This window comes from Azospirillum sp. A29 (genome assembly GCF_042604625.1).
Classification (GTDB): Bacteria; Pseudomonadota; Alphaproteobacteria; order Azospirillales; family Azospirillaceae; genus Azospirillum; species Azospirillum palustre.
The window spans coordinates 704,271-718,344 of the sequence record NZ_CP170467.1; the positions used below are offsets into that span (position 1 = coordinate 704,271).

The 14,074-nt window shown below is 67.1% G+C and carries 12 protein-coding genes and 1 pseudogene; 1 reads left to right on the forward strand and 12 read right to left on the reverse strand.

Annotated features, from left to right (window positions below; genetic code table 11):
• Positions 1-37 precede the first annotated feature (37 nt).
• Genes ABNQ38_RS31355 through ABNQ38_RS31365 form a run of 3 tightly spaced genes read right to left on the reverse strand, consistent with a single transcriptional unit; the run spans position 38 to position 3,801 of the window.
• Entirely contained in the window at positions 38-1,045 is a 1,008-nt protein-coding gene (locus ABNQ38_RS31355; RefSeq protein WP_377810201.1) for an extracellular solute-binding protein, read from the reverse strand.
• A 12-nt stretch (positions 1,046-1,057) separates the two neighbouring features.
• Positions 1,058-2,707, reverse strand: a complete 1,650-nt coding sequence (locus ABNQ38_RS31360) for an ABC transporter permease (RefSeq protein WP_377810202.1) — start codon at positions 2,705-2,707, stop codon at positions 1,058-1,060.
• Between the two features lie 14 nt (positions 2,708-2,721).
• Positions 2,722-3,801: an ABC transporter ATP-binding protein gene (locus ABNQ38_RS31365; RefSeq protein WP_377810203.1), complete on the reverse strand. Its 1,080-nt coding sequence runs from the start codon at positions 3,799-3,801 to the stop codon at positions 2,722-2,724.
• Between the two features lie 209 nt (positions 3,802-4,010).
• Between ABNQ38_RS31365 and ABNQ38_RS31370 the strand changes: the two genes are divergently transcribed.
• Positions 4,011-4,901, forward strand: coding sequence for a LysR substrate-binding domain-containing protein (locus ABNQ38_RS31370; RefSeq protein ID WP_377810204.1), 891 nt, complete (start codon positions 4,011-4,013; stop codon positions 4,899-4,901).
• A 173-nt stretch (positions 4,902-5,074) separates the two neighbouring features.
• Here the strand turns inward: ABNQ38_RS31370 and ABNQ38_RS31375 are convergent.
• The 9 genes and pseudogenes from ABNQ38_RS31375 to ABNQ38_RS31415 form a co-directional block, all read right to left on the reverse strand.
• Positions 5,075-6,032: pseudogene (locus ABNQ38_RS31375) on the reverse strand (IS5 family transposase).
• A gap of 245 nt (positions 6,033-6,277) precedes the next feature.
• Positions 6,278-7,042: an Asp/Glu racemase gene (locus tag ABNQ38_RS31380; RefSeq protein WP_377810205.1), complete on the reverse strand. Its 765-nt coding sequence runs from the start codon at positions 7,040-7,042 to the stop codon at positions 6,278-6,280.
• Between the two features lie 12 nt (positions 7,043-7,054).
• On the reverse strand, positions 7,055-8,425 hold the full coding sequence (locus ABNQ38_RS31385; RefSeq protein WP_377810206.1) for an MFS transporter: 1,371 nt from the start codon (positions 8,423-8,425) through the stop codon (positions 7,055-7,057).
• Positions 8,422-9,576, reverse strand: coding sequence for an FAD-dependent monooxygenase (locus ABNQ38_RS31390; protein WP_377810207.1), 1,155 nt, complete (start codon positions 9,574-9,576; stop codon positions 8,422-8,424). The genes ABNQ38_RS31385 and ABNQ38_RS31390 overlap by 4 nt, the downstream gene beginning before the upstream one ends.
• Positions 9,573-10,070, reverse strand: coding sequence for an acyl-CoA thioesterase (locus tag ABNQ38_RS31395; protein ID WP_377810208.1), 498 nt, complete (start codon positions 10,068-10,070; stop codon positions 9,573-9,575). The genes ABNQ38_RS31390 and ABNQ38_RS31395 overlap by 4 nt, the downstream gene beginning before the upstream one ends.
• Positions 10,067-11,737, reverse strand: a complete 1,671-nt coding sequence (locus tag ABNQ38_RS31400) for an AMP-binding protein (protein WP_377810209.1) — start codon at positions 11,735-11,737, stop codon at positions 10,067-10,069. Before ABNQ38_RS31400 ends, ABNQ38_RS31395 begins: the two co-directional genes overlap by 4 nt.
• Before the next feature lie 40 nt (positions 11,738-11,777).
• On the reverse strand, positions 11,778-12,056 hold the full coding sequence (locus tag ABNQ38_RS31405; protein WP_377810210.1) for a hypothetical protein: 279 nt from the start codon (positions 12,054-12,056) through the stop codon (positions 11,778-11,780).
• A 92-nt stretch (positions 12,057-12,148) separates the two neighbouring features.
• On the reverse strand, positions 12,149-12,652 hold the full coding sequence (locus ABNQ38_RS31410; protein ID WP_377810211.1) for a VOC family protein: 504 nt from the start codon (positions 12,650-12,652) through the stop codon (positions 12,149-12,151).
• Positions 12,653-12,686: 34 nt separating this feature from the next.
• On the reverse strand, positions 12,687-13,973 hold the full coding sequence (locus ABNQ38_RS31415) for a hypothetical protein (RefSeq protein ID WP_377810212.1): 1,287 nt from the start codon (positions 13,971-13,973) through the stop codon (positions 12,687-12,689).
• Between the last annotated feature and the right edge of the window lie 101 nt (positions 13,974-14,074).

Below are 14,074 nucleotides of genomic sequence, written 5' to 3' on the forward strand. Positions count from 1 at the left end.
AGGGGCGGCGCGAGCCGGCGCCGCGGGTCGGCGTTGGTCAGCGCCGGGCGTCGGCGACGATGGTGTTCCACACTTTCAGCAGCTCCTCGCGATCCTGGGAGGCGGCGCTCTGGTCGACGTCGAGCAGGGCGATATCAACCATGTCCGGCAGCTTGACGATGGACGAGACCTTGATGTCCACGCGGGACGGGCGCCGGTAGGTCGTCTTGAGGACAGCCTCCTGCACCTCCTTCGAGAGGAAGGCGTCGTAGAGCCGGCGGGCGGCGTCCGGGTTCCTGGCGCCCTTGATGAGCACCATCCCCTCCGGCGACAGCACGGCGCCCTCCGCTGGGTAGATCAGCGAGATGTCCGGCTGTTCGGCGGCGACATACTCGTAGGCCGCGGCTTCGGAGGTGATGCCGAGGGCGTATTCTCCGTCGGAAACCCCTTTGTTCGTCTGCCCGGTCGTGCCGGTGATCACGAGATTAGCGGCAAGCTTGCGCAATCCATCGACGCCGAACCTTTGCAGGAGAGCGTACACGGTGATGTAGGTGAAGCTGGAGTTGTTCGGGTCGGTCATGGCGACCTTCCCTTTCCAACGGGGGTCGAACAGGTCCGTCCAGGATTTCGGAAGGGAAGCCCCGCCGGCGCGGCTTTTGTTCGCCATGATCAGCATGATGTGAACGTTGGTCCCGGTCCAAAGACCGCCGGGGCCCTGCAGATTCTGGGGAATGGCGGCGATCTCGGGCGAGCGGTAGCTTTCGAAATGCCTGACATAGGCGCCGAGCGTGCCGAACCCGCCGCTCCAGAACACGTCGCCGCCGGGGCTCGTTGCCTCCGCTTCGACGCGCTTCATCAGCGTGCCGGTGCCGCCGGTGACCTGCTCCACCCGCAGGTCGGGGATGCGCTTGCGGATGACGTCGAGGGCGCTCTGGACGACCTCGGTGTTGTTCGAGGTGTACAGGACGACCTTGCCCGCGCCCTGCTGCCCAAGGGAGGTCGACCCGACGCCGGCGGTGCAAAGGCCGGCACCGGCGGCAAGGATAAAGCTGCGGCGATCAAGCATGTCTTTGGTCCTTCACTTGGTGGCGAACAGCCGGATGCGGAGCAGCTTCACGCTCAGCGCGATCGGCACGACGATGAGGACGACAAGCACGGCGGCGTAGGCCGAAGCCGGCCCCATGCGGCCGCTGTCGACTTGGCGAAAGATCGCGATGGGCAGCGTTTCCAGACCGCCGCCGTAGACGACGATGGAGGCGCTGAGTTCCGACAGCGTGCTCGCCCACATCAAGACGAAGGCGGACGCGACGGAAGCCCACATCACGGGAACGACGACCTTGAGGAAGGTCTTCAAGGGAGGGACGCCGAGGCTGATCGACGCCTCCTCCAGTGAGTCCGGAATGTTGTAGAGCGAGGACGCGGCCGAACGGATCGAGAAGGGCATCCGGCGCACCACATAGGTGACGATCATGATGAGCGCGGTGCCGGTGAGGGCCATGCTGCCGCTGTTGAACGCCTGCACCAGCGCAATGCCGAGCACGGTGCCGGAGATGGTCAGCGGCAGCACGACAAGGTAATCAAGCGCCTGGGTCGCGGCCGACCGCTTCTTGACGATCAGGTAGCTCGCGACCACCGCGAAGGCGATGCCCACCGCCGTCGCCACCGACGCGAACTTGAGCGAATTCAGGATCGGGTCGACGCCTGCGGTGAGCGCCCGCTCGATGCCCGCCAGCGAGAACGTGCCCCAGCGGACGAGCGGGCCCCGGCTTTCGGTGAAGGCGGCGACGAACACGGTGACGAGCGGCAGGAACGACAGCAGGACGACCACCAGCACGAGGCCGGCAAAGACCATGCCCCGCCACGAGGCAACCCGGACCGCAGTGGGCGCGCGCCCCTGCGCCATCTGCACGAGACGCCGCTCGACAAACCGCTTCTGCACGAACAGCACGATGGCGACCAGCGTGATCATCACCAGGGAGAGCGTGCTCTGCATGACCGGACTGCCCCCCATCTCGTTGACGAAGGCGTTGTAGGTCTGGATCGAGAGCAGCGGGATGCGGTTGCCCAGGATGATCGAGACCGCGAAGTTCCCGACGACCAGGGTGAAGACCACCATCGCGTTGACGAGAATGGCGGGCGCCACGGTGGGGATCACCACGCGGAACACGGTTTCGACCGGGGTGCGGCCAAGCGACCGGCTCGCCTCTTCCAACTGGCCGTCGAATCCGCGCAGCGCGGCGAGCGTGCTTAGATAGATGTAGGTGTAGTACACCAGCGTCATGACGAAGATCATGCCGCCCCAGCCGTAGAAGCTTGGAAGCTCGATCCCCGCCGAGTCACGCAGGGCCTTGGTGACGAAGCCGTTGTTGCCGAGCACCAGAAGCCAGGACTGACAGGTGATGACTTCTGGAATAATGATGGTGGCGACCGGCAGAAGCGCCACGACGTTCTTCAGCGGGAAATCGTAGCGCGCCACGATGTAGGCGAAAGGCACGCCCACGAGAGTCGCGGCGACGGTGACCGCGACGCCGAGCACCACCGTGTTCCGCAGGCCTTGGAGATAGTCGGGGTTCGCCAGGAACCTTGCAAGCCCGTCGAAACCGAGGCCGCCGTCGGCGCCGCTGAAGCTGTTTCCCACCAGCGTCAGCAGAGGAAAGAGCACGAACAGGACGTTGATCGCGATGCACAGGGTGGTCAGGGCGCCCCAGGGCAGAATACGCTGTCGCATGGATACGCCTCCCTTCAGGCTGCCACGACGCGGGATGTCCTCGGCACGACCACGTCCACCGGCTGGCCGGGCGCCAGCAGGGGCTGGTGCGTGGCGCCGGCGTGCCGCTCCGCCGTGATCGTGAGCTCGTTACCGATCCGCACCGTGTAGACCGTGCGGGCGCCGAGATATTGCCGCCGCGCAACCTGACCCTTGAGCACGTTCGGCGTGCCGGGCGCCGCTTCGGCTTCGCCCAGCACCAGCAATTCGGGCCGGGCGATCAGTTTGCCGTCTTCGCCACCGCGCGCCGCGCCGCTGCCCAGGCAGCATAACTCGTGTCCGGCGATCGCGGCGATGACGTGGTCCTCGCCGGCCGCCCGCAGGATCCGCACCGGCAGCACGTTGGCGGCACCGATGAAATCGGCGACGTAGGCGTTGGTCGGCCGTTCGTAGAGATCCTCCGGCGTGCCCACCTGCGCGATGACGCCGCGATCGAGAATGGCGATCCGGTCGGACATCGACAGAGCCTCTTCCTGATCGTGCGTCACGAAGATGGTGGTGGTCCGGGACGCCCGCTGAAGGTCGAGGATGGTTTCCCGCATGGTGACGCGCAGCTTCGCGTCCAGGTTCGACAGCGGCTCGTCCATCAGGAGCACGCGCGGGCGGATGACGAGCGCGCGGGCCAGCGCGGCGCGCTGGCGCTGGCCGCCCGAGAGTTCGGCCGGGTAACGGTCGCCGAGATGCGCCAAGCCGACCCGGTCGAGGTACTCGGCAACACATTTCTCGACGGTGCTCCGGTCTTGGCCCCGGGCGCGCAGGCCGTAGGCGACGTTGGCAGACACCGTTTTGTCGGGGAACAGCGCGTAATCCTGGAACACCATGCCGATGTCCCGGCGATGAACCGGCACGCGGGTCACGTCCTCGCCGTCGAAGAGAATCTTTCCCGTGTCGGGAGAGATAAAGCCGGCGATGGTTCGCAGCAACGTGGTTTTCCCGCAGCCGCTTGGCCCGAGAAGCGTAAAGAACGTGCCATTGTCGATTGCGAGCTCGACGCCTTGGAGCACAGCCGCCTTGCCGTAGGCTTTCGACACCTTGCTGATGGTGATTGCAGCCATGAATTTTCCCTGTTCTTCAGAATCGGGCCGCGACGGGCACCGTGGATTTGACGCACGACCGCACGATCGCTGCTCGGTACCAGCAGCTACCGCGTTGAAAGATATTATTTTTCTTGGATGGGCGGTTGCGCCGCACGATGTCTGTATGTAAGAAAATCAGTCGGCGCTCCAGTTCGAAAATCTGACCGACCTGTTAGGAGGCTTGGGAAATGAGACGCCTTCCACCGCTCCGCGCACTCAGGGTCTTCGAGGTGGTGGCACGCCACGCGAGCGTGACCAGAGCCGCGGAAGAGCTTGCGGTTTCCCACAGCGCCGTGAGCCAGCAGATCAAGCAGCTGGAAGATTACTTCGGGCAGCCCCTTTTCATGCGCTCGGGACGCGGTATCAGTCTGACACCGGGGGCTATCGCGTTCCTGGAGGATGTGCGATCCTGCTTCGACCGCCTCGCCATCGCCTCGGAGCAACTGTCGCACCGGACCTACGGGCGGGTGTTGAAGATCGACGCGACCCCGTCCTTCGCCCTGCGGTGGCTTATTCCTCAAATCTCGGCGTTCCAGCTTGCCAACCCTTCGATCGAGTTGCGCATCTCGACCTCGGCGACGGATGGAATTGGCCATCTCAACGAGCCGGTTGACTTCGTTGTCCGGCGCGACGTCATGAGCCGCCCCGACCATATGTGCCAGCGTTTTCTCGATGATGTGTCGACCGTCGTGCTGAGCCCGACCTTGCTGAAGCAGAAGCGGATCGCGTCTCCCGAGGATTTGCTCGAGGTGCCGCTCCTGCATCTGAAGTCGCGGCCTGACGCATGGACACGGTGGTTCAGGACCACCCACGTGGCAACGCCCGAAGCCATCGCCGGACCGTTCTTCGATCACTTCTTCCTGTCGCTCCAGGCCGCGATCAGCGGCCTCGGGGCGGCGATCGGGCCATACGCACTGATAAAGGACGATCTCGCCGCAGGGCGGCTCGTCGCTCCCTTTCCGCAACACAGGCTGGTCGGGCCCGGTTTCCACGTCCTTTACAGCGAGGGCACCGCGAAAGACCGCGCTGGCCGGGTCTTCCTCGAATGGCTGCTGAAGCGGGATTCCGAAGCGGGATGAAGGGGCTTTGGTGCAAAAAGGCCGGGGTAGTGGCGGTCTCAGCCTGCCAAGTTGCGCACCAATGTCCGACGCATCGCTACGCCGGCGCGGCAGCCTGACCGTCTGGGTCTCCGACGAGGGACTTTGGCGCACAATTCGGCGTGAGAGCGGAGTCCACCGACGGCCGGTGGTGATCAGGCGACCTTGCGGGCGATCGGCATGCCCAAGCTGGTCATGATGTTCATGACCTTGCAAGCGACAGCAGCCTCGGCCTTTTGGGTGGGCAGACTCCGGGCGCGGAGGCTACGGCCGATCAGTTGCTTGTAGCGCATCATCGCCACCTCGCCCAAGGAGCGGCGGCCGTAGCGGACATCCCGCTGCCAGCCACACCGTCCACGCTCGACGATCCTCTGGATGTGGCTGTCGCGTTGGCTGGGAGCGCTTCTGGCCGTGTCGCTCGGCACCGCGGTGGAGCGCGGCGGGATGATCACCTCCGCCGCGGGGCTGTGGGCGGCCAGGGCGCGGTAGACGGGCTCGCCGTCGTAGGCGCCGTCCGCCAGCACCGTGCCGATCGGGCGGGCGATCCGGTCGAGCAGCGGGCCGACCAGCGAGGCGTCACCTTCCTCGTTGCCCGTCAGCTCCGAGGCCAGGATCTCGCCGGTATCGGGATCGACCGCCAAGTGGAGCTTTCTCCAGCTTCGGCGCGCTTGGCCGCCGTGCTTTTCCAGGTGCCACTCGCCCTTGCCGAACACCTTCAGCCCCGTGGAGTCGATGACCACGGTGACCGGCCCGTCCGTCCTGGCCAGCGCCGATGCGACCTCCAGATCGGCGCTGCGCCGGGAGAACGTCGTGTGATCCGGAACCGGCAGGTCCAGGCCGAGCAGGCGCATGAGCGAGCCCAGCAAACCCTCGGTCTGCCGCCATGGCCGACCGAACGCCAGACGCAGCATCAGCCCGGTCTCGATGGCGACGTCGGAGTAGCGCGCCGGCCGGCCGCGTCGGCCCGTAGCAGGCGGCGATCGCCTCCGGCGTCACCCACATCGTCAGGTCACCGCGCCGGCGCAGCGCCGCATCGTAGGCCGCCCAGTTCTCCACACGATAGCGGGCCTTCGGGATCTTGTGGCGGCGGGGCTCATTGGCCTTGTACGGCATCGAGGTCTCGGCTTCAGCGGGCCGCCTCTATACCCGCTTGGCCTCCCGAACACCACCGGCCCGGCCTTTTTGCACCAACGTCCTTTAGAGCGGAAAGCGGAAGTACAGCCACACTGCCGTCGCAGTGATCTCGGCAGGATAGCGATAGCCAGCGTAGCGGGGATCGGGGCGCGTCGTCATGCCGTCCCATCCCCCGCCACCGTCGGCCTAAGGCAACTGGGTGGGCGACAAGTTGACGGTGCCAGTCAGCCCAAGACCGGCCCGCCTTCCGCGAGCAACGCCCCAGCGCCAGGAACTGCGGGAATCAGGCCCAGACGGGTGAGCATGCCGTACACGGTGCAGACCGCCGTGGAGACTGTCGGGATGCCCAGCATCTCCTCGATGGGGCGGATTGCCGGCAGGGATGGCATCTGCACGCAGGCCGAGGCAACAACGACGTCCGCCCCAGCCGTCTTCAGCGAACGCACGTCCTCGACCAGCCGCATGGGGTCCCGGCGGCCGACTTCCAGATTGTCGGCGATCTCGAAACAGCGCCAGTCGATCACCTCGATCCCTTCATGCTCGATGTAAGCCACCACCAGCTCGGTCAGGGGACGGGTGTAGGGTGCCATCAGGGCGATGCGGCGCGCGCCGAGCGCCTTCAGCCCCTCGACCAGCGCGCCGGCCGAGGTCATCACCGGCGCCACGGAGTGGTTCGCGCGGGCGACTTCGGCCAGTTCGCGCTCCACAGTGCGGTGGTGGCCGACGCCCATCGCCATGATGGCGACGAGGCAGGCCGTGCTCATCACGTCGACGCGGGCGTCGGCGAGTTCCGCGGCACAGCGCAGCCCCTCGCGGTTCATCGCCTCCAGCTCCTCCTTCACCACCCGGTGCATGCGCATCCGGCTGGAATGGAAGGTGAAGCGTTCCGGCAGCACCGCCTCGCGGGCGCGCAGCATGGCCGGGATTTCGGTTTCCATGGTCGTGTTGGAACTGGGCACGATCTGCCCGATGCGGTAGGTCCGGGTCATGGTGCGGGCTCCTCAGGTGCGGGATCGGGCGGGTTGCGGGGGAAGCGCGCCGGCCGTGCTGCCGGCCGTGCGCGGCAGCCGGCCAAGCGCCCAGAGCAGCAGGTTGCCGGCCAGCGCGATCAGGCACGGAATGGCGGCCACCACCAGAAGGTCCGCGGTGGACCAGTTCAGCCGCATCAGTTCTCCGCCGATAACCGGCCCGAAGATCGATCCCAGCCGGCCGATGCCAAGCGCCCAGCCCGCACCCGTCGAGCGAACCGGTGTCGGGTAGAAGGCGGCGGCGAGCGCGTTCAACGCGGACTGTCCCCCCAGGATGCAGAAGCCGGCCACCGCGATCACCACGCCCGCGATCCCCAGCGAGCCGGAGACCTGTCCGATCAGCGCCACGCCGAGTGCGCCGGCCAGCAGATTGATCGCCAGGGTCGGGCCGAAGCCGTGCCGGTCGACCAGCCAGCCAAGCAGCAGGTTGCCGACCAGCCCGCCGACCCAGAAGATCGTTCCCACCATCACCGCTGCCGAGGCGGGATGACCGGCCTCCGTCATGATCACCGGCAGCCAGTTGGCCAGGAAATAGGCGGCAAGCAGGTTCATGAAGTTCAGCAGCCACAGAAGCGGCGTTGCCACCGCCATCGTGCCGCGGAACAGCTCCAGGATCGGCGCACCGCGCGCCGGACGGTCGGCCGCAGCCAGGATCGTGTCGTCGCGCATGGTCAGGTCCGGCTCGATCCGGACAAGCCAGCGCCGCACCTGCTCCAGCTTCCGCCCTCTTACCGTCAGGTATTGCAGGGATTCCGGCAGCAGGACCAGCATCGCCACGCCCAACAGCAGCGGGGCGGCCGCACCGGCGAGGAACACCGCATGCCAGCCATAGGCCGGGATGAGCAGGCCGGCGACGATCCCGCCCAAGGCTCCGCCGAGGATGAAGCCGGATGAAGCGACCATCATCAGGGTGATGCGCACCCGCGCCGGGCTGAACTCCCCGGCCAGAGCCACGGCGTTCGGAACGATCGCACCCATGCACAGGCCCGTCAGGAAGCGCATCCATCGCAACTCCTCGACGCTGGCGGCCTGCGCGGTCGCGAAGCTGGTGAGTGCCAGACACAGCATGGCGGCGATCAGCACCGGGCGGCGGCCGAACCGGTCGGCGACCATGCCCATGACCAGGGCACCCAGGGTCATGCCCAGCAGCGCGGCGCCGAATACGGTGCCGAGATCCGCCTTCTGGATGCCCCAGTCGCCGATGATCGCCGGCGCCACATAGCCCATGGCCTGGACATCGAAACCGTCGACGATCATGCACAGGGTACAGAGCGCGACGACCCGCAATTGCAGGCCGCCCAGCCGGCTGCGCCCGATGACGTCGGAGACGCTGACCGTGTTCATGCCGTCCTCCCCAGGGGTTCGTCGGTGTTCTGCGCTTCGTAGGCGGCGGTGAAGTGCGGATCGCGGCGGCGCAAATCCTCGTGGCTGACCTGCCCGGTGCGCCGCATGTAGTCGTAGGCGAAGGCGACGGGGTCGAGGTGGAGCTTGCCGGCGACCGTCTCGTACCAGTCCAGGCTGCGCGCGGCGGCTCCCTGGAAGCTGGAGGAGGACCGGCGGCGCTGCGCTTCGAAGGCTTGGAAGGCGGCGGTCAGGTCGCCGGGGTGGTCGACGATCCCGCGGTGGAGCGCGATGGCGTCCTGCATGGCCATGCGGGTGCCGGACCCCAGCGAGAAGTGCACGGTGCGCAGAGCGTCGCCCAGCAGCACGACGTTTGCGTGGTGCCAGTGCTCGTTGCGCACGATGTTCGCCTCGAACCAGTGCGACCGGTTGGTCAGCAACGGGTTGCTGCCGAGGTCGGCACGGAATATCTCCGCGCAGGCGCGGCTGCTCTCCTCCTCGCTCATCCGGTCGAAGCCGGCACGCAGCCACGTCTCCGGATCGACCTCGACCAGAAAGGTGCTGAATTCCGGGCTGTACTGGTAGCTGTGGGCGATGAAAACGCCCGCCGCGGTTTCGCGGAAGATCAGCGAGACGGGATGGAAGCGCTGGCGCGTACCGTACCAGGCGAACTTGTTGCGTCGCCGTTCGAAGCTGGGGCGGAACTGTTCGGCATAGTGCAGGCGCACCGCGCTGTTGGCGCCGTCGGCCCCGACCAGCAGGTCGGCGTCATGCGCCAGCGCGTCGATGTCCGTGATGCGTTCGCCGTGGCGGATCTCCACACCCACGCGCAGGCAAGCCCGCTCCAGCGTTTCCAGCATGGAGAGCCGGGCGGTGCGGGAGAAGTGATTGCCGTGGATCTGCACGCGGGTGTCGCGGTGCACGATCTCCATATAATCGCAGCATTCGTGCCCGGCGGTGAATTCGGCGAAGAAGTCCGGGTCCGCCTCCTTCAGAAAGGAAAGGCCGACGTCGGAGAAAACGACACCCCAGCCGTAGGTGGCGCCCCGCGGGTTCTGTTCCAGGATTTGGATGTCGTGCGCCGGGTCGTGCTTCTTGGCGAGCAGGGCGAAATAAAGGCCGGCCGGGCCGCCTCCGATGATGGTGATCTTCATGCCGGGCCTCCTTCCGCCGCACAGCCTTCCGCCGCACAGGCGCCGTGGTAGCGTTCCAGCGCCTGCCGGAATGCCGGGGGGATGTCGATGGAGCGGCGTTCGCCGCGGGCGACGCAGACCGGGGTCAGATGCGCCAGGAACGCGATGTCGCCATCGAGTGTGCGGGCGCAGATCCGCAGCACGTAGGTGCGGTTCCGGATTTCCGCGACCGTGACGGTCATCTCGAACTCCTCGTCCGGCCGCAGCGACCGGCGGAAGTCGAAGTCGAGCGCGCGGGTGGGCGTGCCGAACCCCTGCTCGTCCTTGGCGCGCTGCGGGGTGGTGCCGAACAGGCTGCCGTAGAACAGCTCCGCGGCCGAGATGACGTATTCGCTGAAGGTGACGGTGTAGACGACGCCGGCCGGGTCGCATTCCCCCCATTTTACGCGGCGGCGGATCACCAGGGGGTCGGTGCCGACGACGTATTCGGTTGCTGTGAAGTCGTTGGGGGTCATGCCGCACCTGCCGTGGATTCAGCCGCCAACATGTCGGCGATCAGTGTCTTCAGCGCCGGCTTGTTCAGCTTGCCGACGCGGGTGAGGGGGAACTCGTCCAGCACTTCGACGCGCTCCGGGCATTTGTATTTCGCAAGCCCGCAACCGGTCAGGAAGGCGCCCAACTCCTGTACGTTCGGAGCGGGCATGCCTGGCCGCGTGATGATGAAGATGCAGCCCTTCTCGCCATAGACCGGATCGGGCATGGCGACCAGCTTGGCGTCGGCGACGCTGGGATGGCGGCTGACATAGGCCTCCACCTCCTCACAGCCGATCTTCTCGCCACCGCGGTTGATGTTGTCGCGCAGGCGCCCTTCGAAGGCGTAGCAGGTCTGCCCATTCACGACATGGGCCGTCATGATGTCGCCCGTGCGGTAGAAGCCATCGGACGTGAAAGCCCCGGCATTCGCAGTCGCGTTGTCGAGGTAGCCGCGCAGGCTGGACGGGCCGCGGAAGCACAGCTCGCCCATCTGGCCGGGCGGCACCGGGATTCTGGTTCCCGGTTCGAGCAGCCGGATCTCGTCGAACGGACAGCCGGAGGTGCCCTGCGTGCGGTGCCGCCGCTCGGTCGGGGCGTCCGCCGGCGAGCCGAGAAGCAGCCCCTCGGTGATGCCGTAGAGATTGGAGCAGGGCACGCCGATGTGCTCCTCCAGCTTGTCGGCACGGCTCATCGTCGCGAACAGGCGGAGGGAGGACAGGTCGTGCCGCCGGATGTCCGCATAGCCCATCAGCTGCGGAGCGATGGGGCCGACCGACAGTGCGTGGGTGACTCTGTGCGCCTCGATCAGCTCCAGCATGCGCCGGATGTCGACCTTCGGCATCAGGACGACGGTCGCGCCGCCGAGCATCATCGGCATCAGCGCATAGACCTGGGCGGCATTGTGCAGCAGGGGCAGCGACCACAGGATGCGGCTGTCCGCCGTCATCCCGTAGAGCCCCATCAGGTGCCGCACATGACCGAGATATTCGGCATGGAAGCGCGGAATGATCTTGGGCAGTCCGGTCGTGCCGCCGGACAGCTGGAAGGTCAGGACGTCCTGCGGACCGAAGGGCATGCCGGCCAGCCGGGCGCGCGCGGTTTCCGCCGGAACGGCGGCGATCAGGTCCTCCAGCGCCAGTCCGGCGGACCTCCCGCCCCGCGCAACCACGAGATGCTGCAGGCCGGGGTGCCGTTCCATCATGGACACGGCGAACCCGACGAGGTCGAAGCGGCTGAAGTCCGCCTGGACGAAATAGCCGCGGGCGCCGCTCTGCCGGGCCAGCTCGCCGATCTCCACCTCGCGGTGCTGCGGCAGCGTACAGACGGGGATGATCCCCGCCTTGAAGCAGGCGGCGAGCGCGATGACGGTCTCGATCGTCGTGCCCATCTGGAATATCGCGCGGTCGCCGGCGGCAAGGCCCAGCGCCAGCAGCGCCGCGGCCAATCGGTCGCTCGTCCCGTCCAGTTCGGCGAAGGTAACGGTCCGCTCGTCGCTGATCAGAGCCGGCTTGTCAGGATGGCGCGCTGCGGTGGCACGCAGCACGTCCCCGACGGTGGACGGGATCCAGGCTCCGTCGGTAAGGTATCGTTCGGCCTGATCGGCCGGCGTGTAGACGACTCCGCTTATGGGATTGCGGATTCCTGTCATCTCTGTCCTCCCCTTGATGCGTTTTGATGCGCGGGCCGCCTTAAGCAGCGGGGGCGATGACGACGCGGTCGCGGTCGAAGATCTCGATCCGGCCGCGGATGCCGCCGGTGAAAAGTCCGTACCAGACCGCCGGCTTCAGCCCGAGTGCACGACGCTGGAACTCGACCGGCCCGGCGGCGTCGATACGGTCGTGAGTGTCCAGCGCGGTGACGGTGCAGTCGCCGCGTCCGCGGGCTGCGCGGGTCAGGCTGGCGAATTCCTCCAGCCGCGGCACGAAGATGCTGACCGCCGCGGCGTGGCTGCCGTCCGTATCGAGCAACCTGGACTTGCGTGTCCAGATCTCGTCAATGGCGACGACGCGCCGGCCTTCGGCGGATGCGGCGTCTTCCGCGTCCAGGGCGGCCCGCAGGGTCAGGGCGGCGTCGGTGGCATCATGGCGTTCAGCGGCCGCAGCTTGCGGGTGATCTCCACGAAATAGCCGTTGGGATCGCGCACGTAGATGGACTCGATCACCTCGTGCGTGGTCTCCACCGAGACTGTCAGACCTTCGGCTTCCAGGCGCCGCTTCCAGTCCTTCAGCTCCTCTTCGCTGTCGACGAGCCAGGCGGTGTGGGTCGCATCGAAGACGTGGTCATCCGGCAGCGGCGGCATCGCTACGCGCCCTTCCAGCGCCTCCGGCTGGTCGGACCCGAGATAATAGAAGAAGGCGATCGTGCTGCCATTGCCGCTGTCGAAGAAGAAATGCAGGAAGTCGGGATGGGTGGCCGGGCCCCAACCGCGTGCCGAGATGACATGGACGAGCGGCAGGCCCAGCCTGTCGCGGTAGAACTCCACGGTTTCGCGCAGTTTCCAGGTCGGGCGGGCGCTATGGTCCACGCCGCGCAGGCGGAGCCTGGTCGCAGGTTGGTCAAGCATGCTGGTCTCCTTGAATTCCTATCGTTCGCGGCACTCAGCCGCCGAAATGGTCGCGCAGCCACCCGCCGACCGCCCGGCCGGCGGCGTAGCGCCCCGGCTTCTCATCCGGGGTCAGTGCGCGGCCGTGGTGGTCGCCACGGATGCGCAGATGTGTCTTGCGTCCTGTGGCGAAGCCGTCGAACAGAGACGCGACCCTCGACGGGAAGGTCGAGACGTCGCCGGTGTACTCGACCAGCAGCAACGGCTGTTCGACGGCTGCCGCGGTCTTGTGCAGGGAGGCGTTCGACGACAGGCCCGACCAGGTCGACAGCCACGCCTCGGGGGAGCAGACGCGGGCGAAGCCGACCGCGCCGTAGTTGGAGGCGAAGGGATCCCGCCCCCACAGGGAGCCATAGCCGCGGTCGGAAGGATCGAGGCTGAGGTCGAAACAGTGCAGGTCGGCATCGGTCCGCCAAACGGTCATGAGTGGCGTGTGGGCGCCGCGCCGCCGGTCGTCGATGCTGCCGGTCTCCTTGGCGCGCTTGCGCGCCGCCAGCCGTTCCCCGATCAGGGCATGCGCCCGTTCGTCCAGGCGCGCGACCCGGGCCTGCTGCGCGGAGCGGTAGCGTTCGACGAAGTCCGGTGAATAACGGGACGGTCCCGGAGGCTCCGCGAAGCCGTTCGCCGGGCTGAAGGGGTCGAGCGCCGGGTCCACCGACAGCGCGTCGTCCTCGTCGGTCACCGACGGGTCGATGCATCCCATCAGCAGCATGCCCTGGCCGGGGTGCGGAGCGACCAGCACCAGCCCATCCGCCACCGGCATCTCAAGCGATGCGAGGTTGGTCGGCCGCCCGCCGGGCGTGCGGGCGATCCGCCGGTCCGGCGCCAGCTGCGACTGCTGCATGTAGAAGGCATAGAGACTGCCGCCGCCGGAGTTGCCGAGCAGGACGATGCGGCGGAAGCCCTGGGCGCGCAGGAAGGACAGCCCCGCGGCGACATCGAACAGAGCCGTCTCGTGCTCAAGCCGGCTGTCGTTGCCGACGGAGCGCGGCGACTGGGACCAAGCGGCGAAGCCGGCCTCCACGATGTCCGGGACAAGATAATGGCAGGCCATGAACTCCCGCGGGTGCATGATGCACACGACCGTGTCGCTGCGTCCGCGGATATAGAGCGTGCCTCCCGTCGCCGCCCGGTCGGCCGTGCGCAGCGCCACGTTGCGCGTCAGCGTGCCGTCGGGAAGGTCGCGTGGGTTCCAATCGGTGTTGAGAAATCCCGCCGTCGCCGCCTGTTCCGCTGACTGATGTGCGGCAGGCGCGGGTGTGCCCGAAACCGGAATGTCCATCGTCTCCCTTACGAAGGGCGGCGCGATCCGCCCGTATGTTGGTCTTGAGGCAGGCCGGCACGGCTATCGATCGATGCTGGCCGCCTTGCATATTTGACATG